The sequence below is a fragment of the Denitratisoma sp. DHT3 genome, assembly GCF_007833355.1.
GTDB lineage: Bacteria > Pseudomonadota > Gammaproteobacteria > Burkholderiales > Rhodocyclaceae > Denitratisoma.
In genome coordinates this window covers 836,422-852,766 of sequence record NZ_CP020914.1, presented here as the reverse complement: position 1 = coordinate 852,766, position 16,345 = coordinate 836,422, and the positions used below count along the sequence as shown (strand labels likewise).

The 16,345-nt window shown below is 64.5% G+C and carries 16 protein-coding genes; 11 read left to right on the top strand and 5 right to left on the bottom strand.

Going from position 1 to position 16,345, the window contains the following annotated elements; genetic code table 11:
* Nucleotides 1–2: 2 nt before the first annotated feature.
* Nucleotides 3–800: an enoyl-CoA hydratase-related protein gene (locus B9N43_RS03855; RefSeq protein ID WP_145841008.1), complete on the bottom strand. Its 798-nt coding sequence runs from the start codon at nucleotides 798–800 to the stop codon at nucleotides 3–5.
* Nucleotides 801–1,057: 257 nt separating this feature from the next.
* Nucleotides 1,058–2,593, bottom strand: a complete 1,536-nt coding sequence (locus tag B9N43_RS03850; protein ID WP_145841007.1) for an amidase — start codon at nucleotides 2,591–2,593, stop codon at nucleotides 1,058–1,060.
* Between the two features lie 177 nt (nucleotides 2,594–2,770).
* On the opposite strand from B9N43_RS03850, the gene B9N43_RS03845 reads away from it, so the two are divergent.
* The 4 genes from B9N43_RS03845 to B9N43_RS03830 all read left to right on the top strand — a co-directional run bounded on the left by B9N43_RS03845 (nucleotide 2,771) and on the right by B9N43_RS03830 (nucleotide 5,511).
* Complete coding sequence (locus B9N43_RS03845) at nucleotides 2,771–3,934, top strand: NnrS family protein (protein WP_145841006.1); 1,164 nt, start codon at nucleotides 2,771–2,773, stop codon at nucleotides 3,932–3,934.
* A gap of 101 nt (nucleotides 3,935–4,035) precedes the next feature.
* A complete protein-coding gene (locus B9N43_RS03840) occupies nucleotides 4,036–4,557 on the top strand; it encodes a hypothetical protein (protein WP_145841005.1) in 522 nt (173 codons plus the stop codon).
* Nucleotides 4,558–4,772: 215 nt separating this feature from the next.
* Entirely contained in the window at nucleotides 4,773–5,075 is a 303-nt protein-coding gene (locus B9N43_RS03835; RefSeq protein WP_145841004.1) for a DUF1778 domain-containing protein, read from the top strand.
* A complete protein-coding gene (locus tag B9N43_RS03830; protein ID WP_145841003.1) occupies nucleotides 5,044–5,511 on the top strand; it encodes a GNAT family N-acetyltransferase in 468 nt (155 codons plus the stop codon). Before B9N43_RS03835 ends, B9N43_RS03830 begins: the two co-directional genes overlap by 32 nt.
* A 211-nt stretch (nucleotides 5,512–5,722) precedes the next feature.
* On the opposite strand, the gene B9N43_RS03825 is transcribed toward B9N43_RS03830, so the two are convergent.
* From B9N43_RS03825 to B9N43_RS03815, 3 genes are read right to left on the bottom strand one after another with little or no spacing between them, the layout of a single operon-like run.
* Nucleotides 5,723–8,332, bottom strand: a complete 2,610-nt coding sequence (locus B9N43_RS03825; RefSeq protein ID WP_145841002.1) for a bifunctional aconitate hydratase 2/2-methylisocitrate dehydratase — start codon at nucleotides 8,330–8,332, stop codon at nucleotides 5,723–5,725.
* Between the two features lie 24 nt (nucleotides 8,333–8,356).
* Nucleotides 8,357–9,352 (bottom strand): HpcH/HpaI aldolase/citrate lyase family protein, encoded by a 996-nt coding sequence (locus B9N43_RS03820; protein WP_145841001.1) that lies wholly within the window; start codon nucleotides 9,350–9,352, stop codon nucleotides 8,357–8,359.
* Nucleotides 9,353–9,383: 31 nt separating this feature from the next.
* Entirely contained in the window at nucleotides 9,384–10,373 is a 990-nt protein-coding gene (locus B9N43_RS03815; protein ID WP_145841000.1) for a malate dehydrogenase, read from the bottom strand.
* Nucleotides 10,374–10,614: 241 nt separating this feature from the next.
* Between B9N43_RS03815 and B9N43_RS03810 the strand changes: the two genes are divergently transcribed.
* The 7 genes from B9N43_RS03810 to gltA all read left to right on the top strand — a co-directional run bounded on the left by B9N43_RS03810 (nucleotide 10,615) and on the right by gltA (nucleotide 16,292).
* A complete protein-coding gene (locus tag B9N43_RS03810) occupies nucleotides 10,615–11,343 on the top strand; it encodes a GntR family transcriptional regulator (RefSeq protein WP_145840999.1) in 729 nt (242 codons plus the stop codon).
* 92 nt (nucleotides 11,344–11,435) lie between these two features.
* Complete coding sequence (gene sdhC, locus B9N43_RS03805) at nucleotides 11,436–11,831, top strand: succinate dehydrogenase, cytochrome b556 subunit (protein ID WP_145840998.1); 396 nt, start codon at nucleotides 11,436–11,438, stop codon at nucleotides 11,829–11,831.
* 1 nt (nucleotide 11,832) lies between these two features.
* Nucleotides 11,833–12,180 carry a succinate dehydrogenase, hydrophobic membrane anchor protein gene (gene sdhD, locus B9N43_RS03800; RefSeq protein ID WP_145840997.1) on the top strand — a complete coding sequence of 116 codons (348 nt, stop codon included), beginning with the start codon at nucleotides 11,833–11,835 and terminating at the stop codon, nucleotides 12,178–12,180.
* A gap of 2 nt (nucleotides 12,181–12,182) precedes the next feature.
* Nucleotides 12,183–13,958, top strand: a complete 1,776-nt coding sequence (gene sdhA, locus B9N43_RS03795; RefSeq protein ID WP_145840996.1) for a succinate dehydrogenase flavoprotein subunit — start codon at nucleotides 12,183–12,185, stop codon at nucleotides 13,956–13,958.
* A 13-nt stretch (nucleotides 13,959–13,971) separates the two neighbouring features.
* On the top strand, nucleotides 13,972–14,682 hold the full coding sequence (locus B9N43_RS03790; protein ID WP_145840995.1) for a succinate dehydrogenase iron-sulfur subunit: 711 nt from the start codon (nucleotides 13,972–13,974) through the stop codon (nucleotides 14,680–14,682).
* 9 nt (nucleotides 14,683–14,691) lie between these two features.
* The gene (locus B9N43_RS03785; protein WP_222428788.1) at nucleotides 14,692–14,952 is read left to right on the top strand and encodes a succinate dehydrogenase assembly factor 2; all 261 of its coding nucleotides are present in this window, start codon (nucleotides 14,692–14,694) and stop codon (nucleotides 14,950–14,952) included.
* Nucleotides 14,953–15,002: 50 nt separating this feature from the next.
* The gene (gltA, locus tag B9N43_RS03780; protein WP_145840994.1) at nucleotides 15,003–16,292 is read left to right on the top strand and encodes a citrate synthase; all 1,290 of its coding nucleotides are present in this window, start codon (nucleotides 15,003–15,005) and stop codon (nucleotides 16,290–16,292) included.
* Nucleotides 16,293–16,345: the final 53 nt, after the last annotated feature.

Genomic DNA, 16,345 nt, shown 5'->3' with positions numbered 1-16,345 from the left:
ATTCAGCGGCCCTTCCAGTCCGGGGCGCGCTTCTCGGCGAAGGCGCGAATGCCCTCGAGGATGTCCTGGCTGGTGCGCAACGCATCCAGCGCCGGATAGAAGCCGCTGTCCTGGCGCTGGATCGCGTCCTCCAGGGAAAGCCCCAGGCCGCGCTGCACGCACTGCTTGTTGGCCCGGATCGCCAGCGGCGCGCTGCGCAGGACTTTCCTGACCAGGCGGTCGGCGGCGGCGTCCAGTTCGGCGGCCGGCACCACTTCGTTGATCAGCCCCCATTCCAGGGCCTGCCGGGCGTCGATGGTGTCGCAGGTCAGCAGCAACTGCATGGCGCGCTTGTGGCTGGTCTGGCGCGGCAGGCGGTGCATGCCGCCGGCGACCGCGACGATGCCGGCCAGGGGTTCGGGCAGGGAAAAGGTGGCGTGGTCGGCGGCGATCGCCAGGTCCGCGGCCATCACGATCTCGAAACCGCCGCCCATGGCCAGGCCGTTGACCACGGCGATCACCGGCTTGTCCAGATCGAAGCGGGCGGTGAGGCCGCCATAGCCGGTTTCCGGCACCCGATAGGCCGGGCCGCCGTTGGACGCGGCGTTCATCGCCTTGAGGTCGCCGCCTGCGGAGAACGCCTTGTCGCCGCTGCCGCGCAGGACGGCGATCCAGAGATCGTCCTCGGCGGCGAAGCGGTTCATCGCGTCCTGGAGGGCGAAATTCGTTTCGGTGTCGATCGCGTTCATCTGCGCCGGACGGTTGATGGTGACGTACAGGACATGGCCGTCGACGCGGGTCAGGACTTTGGGTTCGTTCATTGAGGTTCTCCCCCCTTCGCCCCCCTCCGGGGGGTTCTCATTTGCTCGCTGCGCTCGATATCACGGGGAGCGCTGTAGCGGTTACCGATAGGTTGCGGCTGGCGCCGCGTGGCGCTTTTCCCCATCGTGGGAAAGGCGGCGCGGCGGAAAAGCTCTGTCTTCTGACAAGACGAGGAGGATTTTCGCCGTGCCCGCCGTGTCGCGGTGGTTTCCCTTGGGGCCGCCCGGTGGAAAAGCTCGTTTTTCATGTTAACGACTCAAGCGCCGATCTTCGGCGGCCGGCGGTCCTTCCAGGGCGCGGCCTGTTCCAGTTGGGCCGCCAGGCGCAGCAGGGTCAGTTCGTCGCCGAAGCGGGCGGCGAACTGGCTGCCGATGGGCAGGTTCTCCGGCGTCCAGTGCAGGGGCACCGACATCGCGGGGTGGCCGCTCATGTTGAACATGGCGGTGAACGGCGAAGCCTTCATCGCCTCGCGGGCGAACTCCTCGTAGGGTCGGTCGAGCGAGATCACCCCCAGCTTGGGCGGCAGGTCGGCGGTGGTGGGGCTGAGGATCAGGTCGTAGCGGCCGAGGAATTCGTCCAGCAGGCGGCCGGCTTCGTCGAAGGCGGCGCGGGCGCGGTAGAGCTGTTCGGCGCTGTAGGTCTTGGCCTGCCGCAGGGCGCGCCAGTTGAGGGGCTCCATTTCGTCTTCGCGGACTTCCCGGCCCAGCAGCTTTTCCCGGTTGCGCACCGTGGTCAGCATGCCGGTCGCGGTCATCACCCCCATGCCGGCGAACATGTCGCCGATGGGCAGGACCGGCGCCGCGATTTCCACGCGGTGTCCCAGGCTCTCGCACAGTTTGGCCGTCTTGCGCACCGCCGCCAGGCATTCCGGATGGATCGGGGCGCCGAAGGGGTTGGTTTCCAGCAGGGCGATGCGCAGCGCCTTGCTCGGGCGGCGAATGGCTTCGAGCAGATTCCCGGCCATGGCCGGCGGCGCGGCGCGGGTGCCGGCTTCCGGCCCCTGGCTGATCTGCAGCAGCAGGGCGGAATCGCGCACCGAACGGGTGATCGCGTGCTGCATCGATAGGCCCATCCAGTTTTCGATGGCCTTCGGTCCCATCGGCAGCCGGCCGCGGCTGGGCTTGAGACCGAACAGCCCGCAATGGGAGGCCGGGATGCGGATCGAGCCGCCGCCGTCGCTGGCGTGGGCCGCCGGCACGATGCCGGTGGCCACGGCCACGGCGGCGCCGCCCGAGGAACCGCCGGAACTGTAGGCCGGATTCCAGGGGTTGCGGGTCAGGCCCCAGAGTTTGGATTCGGTGGTGGCGGTCTGGCCGAATTCGGGGCTGGTGGTCTTGCCGAAGATCACCAGCCCGGCCTTGCGGTAGCGCTCGGTCAGGGTGCTGTCGTAATCGGCCACGGCGTCCTTGAAGAAGGCGCAGCCGTTGCTGGTGACGGTGCCCTTCAGCGCGATGCCGAGATCCTTCAGCAGATAGGGCACGCCGGCCAGCGGACCATCGAGGGGCAGCGTTTTCGCCGTCGCGCGGGCCAGTTCGTAATGGCGCAGATTGATGGGATTGAGCACCGGGCTGACGATTTCGGCGCGGGCGATCGCGGCTTCGAGCAGCTCGCCGGCGCTCACCTGGCGGCGCTTGACCAGTTGCGCCAGGGCCACGGCGTCCAGCGTGTCGTATTCCGCCATGGGCAGGCTGGCGGCCTGGGCGAGGCGGCCGACGCCCCCCAGCGCGGTGGTGAGGGCCAGGGCGCCGCCCGTCTTGAGCAGTTTGCGACGTTGCTCCTGTTCCGTACTCATTCTCGTCTCCTCCTGTGGTGATGGCCTCGTGCGATGTTAGCGAAGCTTCTCGGCGTCGGCGTCGGGCGAAGGTAACAAATAGTGTTCGCATTCCAGGTGTCGGCAAATCGTCGGCGGCGCGGGGTCCCCTGGTTATAAAATCGTCGCCTGGCGCACCACGTATGGAAAGAGAACTCAATGGCGGGCAGAAGCACACACGCGGTATGGACGGTCGGGTTCCGGCCCTTTTTCATTTTGGCCATGTTTGCCGGGCTGAGCCTGCCGCTGCTCTGGGCCTTGATTTTCGGCGGCCGGGTGACGGCGCCGGCGATGCCGTTTTCGGTGATGCAATGGCACGCCCACGAAATGTTCTTCGGCTTCGGCTGGGCGGTGCTGGGCGGCTTCCTGCTGACGGCGAGCAAGAACTGGGTGTCGATCCGCGGCTATCACGGTCCGGCGCTGGCACTGCTGGCCCTGGCCTGGCTGCAGGAGCGCGCCGGCATGTGGTTCGCGGGCAGCCTGCCGCCGCTCCTGTTCCACATCTCCAACAATCTGTTCCTGGTCGCCGTCGTCGCCATGCTGATGGCCACCCTGATCCGGCATCGCCGCAGCGACAGCTATGCGGACAATTATTTCTTCCTGCTGGTGCTGCCGACCTTTCTGCTGGCCAAGCAGCTGATGCTCAGCACCGAGTATTTCCAGATCGGCGTCAGCCTGGCCCTGGGCCTGTTCCGCATGGCCTTCCTGGTGATGCTGGAGCGCACCCTGACCCCCTTCATGAAGGCTGCCTTCCAGGTGCCGATCCTGCGCTACGGTCCGCTGGACAAGTCGATCAAGCTGCTGGGACTGCTGATGGTGGTGGAAAGCCTGCTGCCGCGCACCGTCTCCGCGCTGCTGGCGGCGGCGCTGGCGCTGCTGCTGCTGGGACGCTTCTTCCGCTGGCAGCCGCAGCTCGCCTTGCGCCGGCTCGACGTCGGCATCATGTACCTGGGCTATCTGGCCATCGTCGCCCAGTTGCTGATCCATGCCGCCGACCCGTTCGTGCAGTTGCATTGGGTGGGGACGGTCTCGGTCCATGTGTTCACCTTCGGCGTCATGGGCCTGATCATTCCGGCCATGATCGTTCGCATTTCCAACGGCCATACCGGCCGCAAGGTGGTCTTCGACGGTCTCGACAAGACGGCGCTGTGGATCATGCTGCTGGCGCTGACGGTGCGGGTCGTCGGCCCCCAGGCCGATCCGGCTGGTTACGTCCAATGGATCTACCTGGCCGCGATCTGCTGGCTGGCCTGCTTTTCGATCCTGGCCTGGCGCTACATTCCGTTCCTGCTGCAGCCCCGGGTGGACGGCAAGGAACACTGAGCCGGCTCGGTTTCGACGACAGCCTTGCGCGTTGCACGGTACCATCTGCCATCGGGCCACGCGTGGGCTCGCCGACCTATGAAAAGCGTCAGGAGGCGTATATGAACGATAGAACCGCGGCCGAGTCCGCCATGACGCCCGGCAAGGGCCTGCTGGTCCTGCTGGCCATCATCGTGGTGGTCGGTGCGTTCCTGGCGCTCGGTCACGCACTGGGCGTCGCCGAAATCTGGGCCGCGTTCCTGTTCCTGCTGTACTGGGCCGGCATCGAGCACGCCGCGGTGGATCGATTGCCGGCTTGCATCAGCGGCGCCGTGCTCGGCCTGCTGCTGGGGTATCTGCTGAAGATGCTGCCGTTGTGGCTGGGCGCGGCGACGGGTGGCGGCGTCTTTCTCGCGCTGGTGCTGCTCCTGGTGTATTGCCAGGTCATGGGCTGGCTGGTCGTGGCGGTGAATATGGTGACCATGCTCTATCTCACCGTGACGACGATACCGGCGATCCAGTCCGGGGTCGATTTCGGCGGTGCGTTCAGCGCCCTGGCCCTTGGCATCGTCTATTTCGGCGGCCTGGTCATGGCCGCGCAGTGGGGACAAAAACGCTGGGCCGCCAGCCGGATGCCGGCGTGATCCGGACCGCTGTGTGGCAGCAATTGCCCTTAACGCCCCGTAGGCTATCCGATAGCCTACGGGGATGAACGATTCCGTCACTGCGACTACCGGCCTGGTGGCATGAGCGGCTGTGCGTTGTCGTGTTCCGGTCTCGGTTGAAGCAAGGTGGTGACAAAATGACGCCACATATCTATACTGGGTCCATTGACGGATTGCCTGATCAGGAGGCTGCCATGCTGGCTCACACCGGGAAACGACTCACCACGCGAATCACCGACCATGTGCAGGAGAAACTGCAAGTGGCGGCGGACATCGTGGGGGCGACGCTGAATCAGTTTGTCGTGCAGGCGGCTTTGGAAAAGGCGGAAAGGGTCATTGAAAGCGAATCGACGATTGTCCTGACACGTCGGGAATCGTTGAGACTGCTGGAAATGATTGAAAATCCGCCGTTGCGCAACGAGAAGTTCCTTCAGGCGCAGGCTCGTTATCAGAGGATGAAGAACCATGCTGGTTCTACCGCTGAACGACGGACATGACAGAAAGGGCTTCGACTGCGGCGATGCAGAACTGAATGGTTGGCTGAGCCAAACAGCCAGGCAGCACAAAGAGAAAGGAATTTCCTCGACCTTTGTGGCGGTAGCTGACGAGACAAGCGCGGAAGTGCTTGGTTTCTACGCTATCAGCCTGGCTGAGTTGGTCAACACAGACCTCCCGGCGCAGTATCGGAAACGGTTGCCTATCAAGGCTCCTGTGTTCCGGCTGGGGAGGCTGGCAACAGCCGAACAACATCAGAGGCAAGGCATTGGGGAGTTCATGCTCTTCGACGCCATTGACCGGGTGACGCGTATCGCACAAGAGGTTGGCGGTATCGGCCTCGTGATTAATGCGAAACCAACCGCAGTCGATTGCTACAAACGCTACGGCTTCGAGCAGATGGCAGACCATCCGCTCAATCTGTTCTTGCCGCTTTAACCCAGCCCCCGCGCAGCGCTGCTGCCGGGCCTGACGGTCACTGACTTCAGGGGGCTACTTCAGGGACCGCCACATTCACGGAGCCCTTTCCGGGGTCCTGGCTAGGGATGTGGCTACCCACTCCGTCAGATCGTCCGGAACTGAAAACGCCCCCGCCTTGTGGGCAGGGGCGCGAGGGAGGCCGGCGGTTGGCCGGCGCTCCTGAAAACGCTCAGACCTCGACGGTATCGGCGACTTCCTTGAAGTCGGCGATCTGGTCGAAATTCATGTAGCGATAGACGTCGGCCGCCTTGGCGTTGACTGCCTGCACCTGTTCCAGGTACTCGGCGACGGTGGGAATCTTACCCATCAGCGCGCACACGGCGGCCAGCTCGGCGGAGCTCAGATAGACGCGGGTGTCGATGCCCAGACGGTTCGGGAAGTTGCGGGTCGAGGTCGACACCGCGGTGCTGCCCTTGCGGATCTGCGCCTGGTTGCCCATGCACAGCGAGCAGCCGGGCATTTCCATGCGCGCGCCGGACTTGCCGAGCACCGAGTAGTAGCCTTCCTCGTTGAGGATCATGGCGTCCATCTTGGTGGGCGGCGCGATCCACAGGCGGGTCGGAATGTCGCTCTTGCCGTCGAGCACCTTGCCGGCGGCGCGGAAGTGGCCGATGTTGGTCATGCACGAGCCGATGAAGACTTCGTCGATCTTGTCGCCGGCGACTTCGGACAGGAGCTTCACGTCGTCCGGATCGTTCGGGCAGGCCAGGATCGGCTCCTTGACGTCGGTCAGATCGATCTCGATCACGGCCGCGTATTCCGCGTCGGCGTCGGGGGCGAGCAGCGTGCCGTTGGCGATCCAGTCCTCCATCGCCTTGATGCGGCGGCCGAGGGTGCGCTTGTCCTCGTAGCCCTCGGCGATCATCCACTTCATCAGGGTGATGTTGGAGCGCAGGTACTCGACGATGGGCGCCTTGTTCAGGCGCACCGAGCAGCCGGCGGCGGAGCGCTCGGCGGAGGCGTCGGTGAGCTCGAAGGCCTGTTCCACCTTGAGGTCGGGCAGGCCCTCGATTTCCAGGATGCGGCCGGAGAAGATGTTCTTCTTGCCCTGCTTGGCCACCGTCAGGAGGCCCTGCTTGATCGCGTAGTAGGGGATCGCATTGACCAGGTCGCGCAGGGTGATGCCGCGCTTGCCAGCTTCCTCCAGCGAGCCCTTGAAGCGCACCAGCACCGATTCCGGCATGTCCAGCGGCATCACGCCGGTGGCGGCGGCGAAGGCGACCAGGCCCGAGCCGGCGGGGAAGGAGATGCCGATCGGGAAGCGGGTGTGGCTGTCGCCGCCGGTGCCGACGGTGTCGGGCAGCAGGAAGCGGTTGAGCCAACTATGGATCACGCCGTCGCCGGGGCGCAGCGAGATGCCGCCGCGCGCGGTGATGAAGGAGGGCAGGGTGCGGTGGGTCTTGACGTCGACCAGCTTCGGGTAGGCGGCGGTGTGGCAGAACGACTGCATCACCAGATCGGCGGAGAAGCCCAGGCAGGCCAGGTCCTTGAGTTCGTCGCGGGTCATCGGGCCGGTGGTGTCCTGTGAGCCGACCGAGGTCATGCGGGGCTCGCAGTAGGTGTCCGGGCGGATGCCCTGGCCTTCGGGCAGGCCGCAGGCGCGGCCGACCATCTTCTGCGCCAGGGTGAAGCCCTTGCCCGAGTCCTTGGGCGCCTGGGGCAGGCGGAACAGGGTGGAGGCGGGAAGATTCAGGGCTTCGCGGGCCTTGGCGGTGAGGCCGCGGCCGATGATCAGATTGATGCGGCCGCCGGCGCGCACTTCATCGAGCAGCACGGCGGTCTTGAGCTGTGACTCGGCGATCACGGCGCCGTTCTTGAGTGCGGTGACGCTGGCCTTGGCGTGGTCGATCCTGAGCTCGATCTCGTCGCCCATTTCCATCTGCGCGACGTCGATCTCCACCGGCAGGGCGCCGGCGTCTTCCTGGGTGTTGAAGAAGATCGGGGCGATCTTGCCGCCCAGGCAGACGCCGCCGAAGCGCTTGTTGGGGACGAAGGGAATGTCCTCGCCGGTCCACCACAACACCGAATTGGTGGCGGACTTGCGGGAAGAGCCGGTGCCGACCACGTCGCCGACGTAGGCCACCAGGTTGCCTTTCTTCTTCAGTTCCTCGATCAGCTTGATCGGGCCGCGCGTGCCGGGCTCGTCGGGCTCGATGCCGGGACGGGGGTTCTTCAGCATCGCCACGCCATGGAGCGGAATGTCGGGGCGGCTCCAGGCGTCGGGGGCGGGGGAGAGGTCGTCGGTGTTGGTCTCGCCGCTCACCTTGAACACGGTGATCTTCAGCGAGGCGGGGACTTCCGGCCGGCTGGTGAACCACTCGGCGTCGGCCCAGGACTGCATCACCGCCTTGGCGTTGGCGTTGCCCTGGTTGGCCAGTTCCTGCACGTCGTGGAAGTAGTCGAACATCAGCAGCGTGTGCTTCAGCGCATTGGCGGCCACGGCCCCCACTTCGGCGTCGCCCAGCACGTCGATCAGCGGCTTGACGTTGTAGCCGCCGAGCATGGTGCCCAGCAACTCGGTGGCCTTGGCGCGGGAGATCAGGGCACAGCTCTGTTCGCCGCGGGAAATGGCGGCGAGGAACTTGGCCTTGACTTCGGCGGCGTCATCCACGCCCGCCGGCACGCGATGGGTGATCAGGTCCACGAGGAAGGCTTCCTCGCCCTTGGGTGGATTCTTCAGCAGTTCGACCAGTGCGACGGTCTGTTGCTTGGTCAGCGGCAGGGGCGGGATGCCCAGTGCGGCGCGCTCGGCGACATGCTGGCGATAGGCTTCGAGCATGGCAGTTCCTCTCGTGGGGTGTGGTTAATCGAAAAAACGTTGTCGAGCTTCGGCGGGCAAGGCCATGCCCGTGTTGCGGGCTCGCTGCAACAGCTCCCAGTAATAGCGGTAGGAAGCCCGGTCGTGCAACTTGCCCTCGAACTGGGTGGGTCCCCAGTCGGCATCCTGGGCCGCGATCAGGATGGCCGCGGCCTCGGCGACTTCCTCGAAGCGGGGACGCATCGCCTCGACGATGGGCTGGATCTGGGCGGGGTGGATGCTCCACATGCGCAGGAAGCCGAAGTCCTCCCGGGCGCGGCGGGCATCCTCGCGCACGACCTCCAGGTCGCGCAATTCGGTGGTGACATTGTGGGCCGGCACGACGCCGCGGCCCAGCGCGGCGGCGGCGATCTCGGCCTTGGCCCGGGCCACCAGCGGGTGGTCGAACTGGCCGGGCGAGCGCATGGCGCTGCCCGGAATGGCGCCATGGTGGCCGCTGACGAAATCCATCAGGCCGAAGTCGATCGACTCGACGTGGGGCAGGCCGGCGATCTGCCAGGCCTCGCGCAGCGCGCCGTGGGTCTCGATCAGCACATGAACCGGGATTTCACGCTCCACGCCGTGGTGGCGGCGCGCTTCGTCGAGGGCGGTGATCTGGGTCAGCGCGTCGTCGGCCGATTCCGGCTTGGGCAGGACGATGTACGCCACACGCCGGCCGGCGCGGCCGATGATGATGTCCAGGTCCCGCCGCCAATGGGGGTGGGTGACATCGTGGATGCGGGCGCCGACGCGGCCGAAGCGGTTGGCGGTCTCATCGTTGATGATGGCGGCGACCATCTCCGCGTGTTCCTGCTCCCGTCCGGCGGGCGCGCCGTCCTCGCAGTCGCAGGTGATGTCGAAAATGGGGCCCGACTCGGCTTGGAGTTGGAGTGCCTTTCTGATCAGTTTCTCGCTACCGGCGTAATGCTCGCAGGCAGAAAGGGCGGGGAAGGGCTTGGCGCCCTGGTAGAGCACCCGGGCGGGGTGAATGGCTTGATTCACCGTGCTGGCTCCCGATCCCCGCCTGGCGGCATCAGCCCAGCAGGTCCTTGACGCCGTCCTGCTCTTCCTTCAGCTCGTTCAGGGTGAAGTCCATCTTCTCCCGCGAGAAGGCGTCGATTTCCAGGCCCTGCACGCGCTCGTACTTGCCGTTGGCGCAGGTGACGGGCACGCCGTACATGGTGCCGGCGGGGATGCCGTAGGAGCCGTCGGAGGGGATGCCCATGGTGACCCACTTGCCGTTGGTGCCCAGGGCCCAGTCACGCATGTGGTCGATCGCGGCATTGGCGGCGGAAGCGGCGGAGGAGAGGCCGCGAGCTTCGATGATGGCGGCGCCGCGCTTGCCCACCTTGGGGATGTACTCGTTCTTGTACCAGGCTTCGTCGTTCACAACGCCGGGGGCGGCCTTACCGTTGATGGTGGCGAAGCGGATGTCGGGGTACATGGTGGGGGAGTGGTTGCCCCAGACGATCATCTTCTCGATGTCGTTCACGGTGGAGCCGGTCTTGGCGGCCAGTTGCGAGAGGGCGCGGTTGTGGTCCAGTCGCAGCATGGCGGTGAAGTTCGCGGCGGGCAGGTCGGGGGCCGACTTCATGGCGATCCAGGCGTTGGTGTTGGCGGGGTTGCCGACCACCAGCACCCTGACGTTGCGGGAAGCCACCTTGTTCAGGGCCTTGCCCTGGGTGGTGAAGATCTTGGCGTTTTCCAGCAGCAGATCCTTGCGCTCCATGCCGGGGCCGCGCGGACGGGCACCGACCAGCAGTGCGTAGTCGGCGTCCTTGAAGGCCACTTCGGGATCGTCGGTGCCGACCATGCCGGCCAGCAGGGGGAAGGCGCAGTCTTCCAGTTCCATCATGACGCCCTTCAGGGCGGCCTGGGCCTTTTCCATAGGCAGTTCCAGCATTTGCAGAATCACGGGCTGATCCTTGCCGAGCATTTCACCGCTGGCGATGCGGAACAGCAGGGCGTAACCGATTTGTCCGGCAGCGCCGGTGACTGCGACTCGAACGGGGGCTTTGGCCATTTTGCGAACTCCTAGACGAAGCAGAGATGGATGATGTTGGTTGGATGGTGTTGCGGGCGTCAACGGAATGCCGGGGCTGGGGACGTGAAACGATCGCGTCGAACGCCCTGCGCCGACTCGAACCGGACACCGTGTGATGCTAGCCTGGATTCCATTACTATGTCAATTTCTATCTTATGTCTTATATAAGATACAAGTTGGATGATGGACATTTGCATGATTTTATGATCGAATGCGCGCCATGGTATCGGAGTCCCCCACATTCAGCCCCCTTTACCGCCAAATCAAGAGCCTGATTCTGCAGGGTCTGGAATCGGGTGAATGGCGACCGGGCGAGGCCATTCCCAGTGAAGCCGAGCTGGCGACCCGATTCAATGTCAGTCAGGGGACGGTCCGCAAGGCGATCGATGAAATGGCCGCCGGAAACCTGCTGGTGCGCAAGCAGGGAAAAGGGACTTTCGTCGCCAGCCATGCCGATCCGCGCGCGTTCTTCCGCTTTCTGCGTCTGGTGCCCATCGCCGGTGGCGTCGAGCAATCGACCTCGCTGCCCCTGGAATGCTGGCGCGCCAAGGCGGGGCCGGAGGCGGCCCGGGTGCTGCAACTGAAGCTGGCCGACCCGATCATCATCGTGCGGCGCCTGCTGAAGTTTTCCGCCAAGCCGGTCGTGGTCGATGAAATCTATCTGCCGGGCGAGGTCTTCACCGGTCTGTCCCTCGAGGTTCTCAAGGACTGGACGGACTCCCTCTACAGCCTGTTCGAGACCCGCTTCGGGGTGCGCATGATCCGCGCCGAGGAACGCATTCGCGCCGTGGCGGCCGATCGCGGCAGCGCGGAACTGCTGGGCGTGGTCGAAGGCAGTCCGTTGCTGTCGGTGGAGCGGGTCAGCTTCACTTATGGCGACCGGCCGGTGGAATGGCGGCGGGGCCTGTATTCCACGGCCGATCATTACTACCTCAACGATTTGGGCTGAGCAGCAAGCGGTCGGGACGATATAATCGCCGTCTTTTCGGGTTTTGTAGCGGCGGCGTTTCGGTCGCCGCCTGTTTTGGGAGAGAAAGTGATATGCCAGAAGCAATAACAAAGCAACGGCCGAAATTCCTGACGCTCACCGAGATTCGTCAGCCGGTCCCCGCCATCGTGTCGATCCTGCATCGTGTCAGCGGTGCCGGGTTGTTCCTGACCTTGCCGTTCCTGATCTGCCTGTTGCAGCTTTCCCTGGGGACGCCCGAGAACTTCCAGACATTCAAGCAGATCACCGGCCACCCCCTGGCCAAACTGGTGCTGTTCGGTTTGTGCTGGGCCTATCTGCATCATTTCTGCGCCGGCATCCGGTTCCTGCTGCTGGACGTCCACGTGGGCGTCGAGAAGGGAGCGGCCCGCGCTTCGGCCAAGGGTGTGCTGGTGGTGAGCCTCGGTCTCACCGCGATTATCGCCATGAAATTCCTGGGGGTGTTCTGAGATGAAATCCCGTATCGTCGTCGGCGCCCATTACGGGCTCAAGGACTGGCTGGCCCAGCGCATCACCGCCATCATCATGGCGATCTACACCCTGGTCGTCGCGGTGGCGCTGTGCTCCGGCGCCGCGGAATCCCAGGAAAGCTGGCGCGCCCTGATGAGCAACGGCTACATGCGCTTCATCACGCCGCTGTTCATGCTTTCCCTTTGCTACCACGCCTGGGTCGGCGTGCGTGATATCTGGATGGATTACGTCAAGTGCGCGGCTCTGCGCCTGACGCTGCATTCGCTGACCGTCCTGGTCCTGGTCGGCTATGCCGTCTGGGGTGTGCAGATTATCTGGAGGCTGTGAGAGTGAGCTATACCGTACGCAAATTTGATGCCGTGATCGTGGGCGCCGGCGGCGCCGGCCTGCGGGCGGCCATCCAACTGTCCGAGGCCGGCCTGAAGACGGCCGTCCTGTCCAAGGTTTTCCCCACCCGCTCCCACACGGTGGCGGCTCAGGGCGGCGTCGCCGCCTCGCTCGGCAACTCCGAGGAGGATCACTGGCACTGGCACATGTACGATACCGTCAAGGGCTCCGACTGGCTCGGCGACCAGGACGCGATCGAATTCATGTGCCGCAAGGCCAATGAGGTGGTGGTCGAGCTGGAACACTACGGCATGCCGTTCGACCGTCTGGACAACGGCAAGATCTACCAGCGCCCGTTCGGCGGCCACATGTCCAACTTCGGCGAAAAGCCGGTGCGCCGTTCCTGCGCCGCCGCCGACCGTACCGGCCACGCGATGCTGCATGCGATGTATCAGCGCAACGTCAAGGCCAACACCCAGTTCTTCGTCGAATGGCAGGCCCTCGACCTGATCCGCGACGATGAGGGCGATGTCCAGGGCGTGACCGCCATGGACATGGAAACCGGCGAGATCGTCGCCTTCCATGCCCGCGCCACCATTTTCGCCACCGGTGGCGCCGGCCGCATTTTCTACAGCTCCACCAACGCCTTCATCAACACCGGTGACGGCCTGGGCATGGCGGCGCGCGCTGGCATTCCCCTGGAGGACATGGAGTTCTGGCAGTTCCACCCCACCGGCGTCGCCGGCGCCGGCGTGCTGATCACCGAAGGCGTGCGCGGCGAGGGCGGCATCCTGCGCAACAGCAGCGGCGAGCGCTTCATGGAGCGCTACGCGCCCAACGCCAAGGATCTGGCTTCCCGCGACGTGGTTTCCCGCGCCATGGTGACCGAGATCAACGAAGGTCGCGGCTGCGGTCCCAACAAGGATTTCGTGCTGCTCGACATCACCCACCTGGACCCGGCCACCATCATGAAGCGGCTGCCCGGCATCCGCGAGATCGGCCTCCAGTTCGCCGGCGTGGATTGCATCAAGGAGCCGCTGCCCGTGGTGCCCACCTGCCACTACCAGATGGGCGGCATTCCCACCAACTATCACGGCCAGGTGGTGATCGGCACCGACAGCCAGGTGGTGAACGGCTTCTACGCCGCCGGCGAATGCGCCTGTGCCTCGGTGCACGGCGCCAACCGCCTGGGCACCAACTCCCTGCTGGACCTGCTGGTGTTCGGCAAGTCCGCCGGCGAGACCGCCGTCGAGGACCTGAAGCGGGGCAAGGCTCACAAGCCCCTGCACACCGCCTCCATCGACCAGACTCTGGCGCGCCTGGATCGCCTCAACAGCCAGAAGGGTGGCGCCAACGTCCATGAGTCCCGCCTGGCGATGCAGCGCGCCATGCAGAAGCACGCCGGCGTGTTCCGCTTCAACGATCTGCTCAAGGAAGGCGTCACCCAGATTCTCAAGGTGGCGGACGACGTCGCCAGGACCGAGATCAAGGACAAGTCCAAGGTGTTCAACATGGCCCGCATCGAGGCCCTGGAACTGGACAACCTGATCGAAGTGGCCAAGGCCACCATGATCTCCGCCGAGGCCCGCAAGGAGTCCCGCGGCGCCCACGTGCGCGACGACGCGCTCGACACCGCCGAGACGCCCAACGGCCGCGACGACAAGAACTGGCTCAAGCACACCCTGTGGCATCGCGACGGCAACCGTCTCGACTACAAGCCGGTGAAGATGAAGCCCCTGTCCGTGGATACCATCGAGCTGAAGAAGCGGGCTTACTGAGAGGAACTTAGCGATGACGACTCGTACCATTCAATTCAAGATCTACCGCTACGATCCGGACAAGGATGCCAAGCCCTACATGCAGGACATCTCCGTCGAGTGCGACTCCACGGACAAGAAGCTGCTGGACGCGATGGTCAAGCTCAAGGCCAAGGACGATTCGATCTCCTTCCGCCGTTCCTGCCGCGAGGGCGTCTGCGGTTCCGACGCGATGAACATCAACGGCAAGAACGGTCTGGCCTGCCTGCAGGACATCGACTCCCTGAAGCAGCCCATCGTGCTGCGTCCGCTGCCCGGCCTGCCCGTGGTGCGCGACCTGATCGTCGACATGACCCAGTTCTTCAAGCAGTACCACTCGATCAAGCCCTACCTGATCAACAATGATCCCCCTCCCGAGCGGGAGCGCCTCCAGTCTCCCGAGGACCGGGAGGAGTTGAACGGCCTCTACGAGTGCATCCTGTGCGCCTGCTGCTCCACCTCCTGCCCCTCGTTCTGGTGGAACCCGGACAAATTCGTCGGCCCCGCCGGCCTCTTGGCCGCCTATCGATTCCTTGCCGATACGCGGGACCAGGCCACCAGCGAGCGCCTGGACGATCTGGATGATCCCTACCGGCTGTTCCGCTGCCATAGCATCATGAACTGCGTCGATGTCTGCCCCAAGGGGTTGAACCCCACCAAGGCGATCGGCAAGATCAAGGACATGATGGTCCGGCGCGCGATCTGACGAACGGGCGTGGATACCGGAACGCATCAGGAAAGAAGCGCGCGGCTGGGCCGGCTGCGTTGGCACTGCCGGCGCGCGTTGCTGGAACTGGATCTGGTTTTTCAGCGTTTCTGGGCCCAGGAGGGCGATGCCCTCGACGAGCGGACAGAGGCGGCCCTGACCCGGCTGCTGGCGCTGGAGGACCATGATCTTTGGGAACTGGTGAGCGGCCGGGAAGATACCGACGACCCGGAGTTGAAAAGGATGGTCGAGCGCTTGCGTCAAGTGTGACGGAACGGGCGGCCCGAGATTAGATGGTTGAACTATAGGGATACTGAAAAATGACTCAACGCACAGCGACCTTGACTGTCGATGGCAAGAATACTGAATACCCGGTGATGTCCGGCACCCATGGCAACGATGTGATCGACATTCGTTCGCTGGGCGGCAAGACCGGCATGTTCACCTACGACTCTGGCTTCCTTTCCACCGCCAGCTGCCAATCCAAGATCACCTTCATCGACGGCGACAAGGGCGAACTGCTCTACCGCGGCTACCCCATCGAGCAGTTGGCGGAGAAATGCAACTTCCTCGAAGTCACCTATCTGCTGAAGAACGGCGAACTGCCCAACGCCGCCCAGAAGGCCGATTTCGAAAACACCATCAAGAATCACACGATGGTCCATGAGCAATTGGTGAAGTTCTTCCAGGGCTTCCGCCGCGATGCGCATCCGATGGCGGTGATGGTCGGCGTGGTGGGCGCCCTGTCGGCCTTCTACCACGACGCGATGGACACCTCCGACGCCGAGCATCGCTCCATCAGCTTCAACCGCATCGTCGCCAAGATTCCGACGATCGTCGCCATGGCCTACAAGTACTCCATGGGCCAGCCTTTCATGTACCCCCGCAACGACCTGGACTACACCGCCAACTTCATGCACATGATGTTCGGCACCCCCTGCGAGGACTACAAGCCGAACCCGGTCCTGGTGCGCGCCCTGGACGTGATCTTCACCCTGCACGCCGACCACGAGCAGAACGCCTCCACCTCCACGGTGCGGCTGGCGGGCTCCTCCGGCGCCAACCCCTTCGCCTGCATCGCGGCCGGCATCGCCTGCCTCTGGGGTCCCTCCCACGGCGGCGCCAACGAAGCCTGTCTGACCATGCTGGAGGAGATCGGCGACGTGTCGCGCGTCAACGAGTACATCAAGCGCGCCAAGGACAAGAACGACAGCTTCAAGCTGATGGGCTTCGGCCATCGCGTATATAAGAACTTCGATCCCCGCGCCAAGCTGATGGGCAAGATCTGCGCGGAAGTGCTCGGCGAGCTGGGCCTGGAGAACGACCCCCTGTTCAAGCTGGCGAAGGAACTGGAAAAGATCGCGCTGGAAGACGACTACTTCGTGCAGAAGAAGCTCTACCCCAACGTGGACTTCTATTCCGGCATCGTGCAGCGCGCGCTGGGCATCCCCACTTCCATGTTCACCTGCATCTTCGCCCTGGCCCGCACCGTGGGCTGGATGAGCCAGTGGGAAGAAATGGTGACCGACCCCGAGTACAAGATCGGCAGACCGCGCCAACTGTATATCGGCGCCGCGCGGCGGGATGTTCCGCCGATAGCGAACCGGTAAAAAACGAAAAAAACAGGGGCAGGCGACTGCCCCTGTTTTTTTCCCCCAAGAAA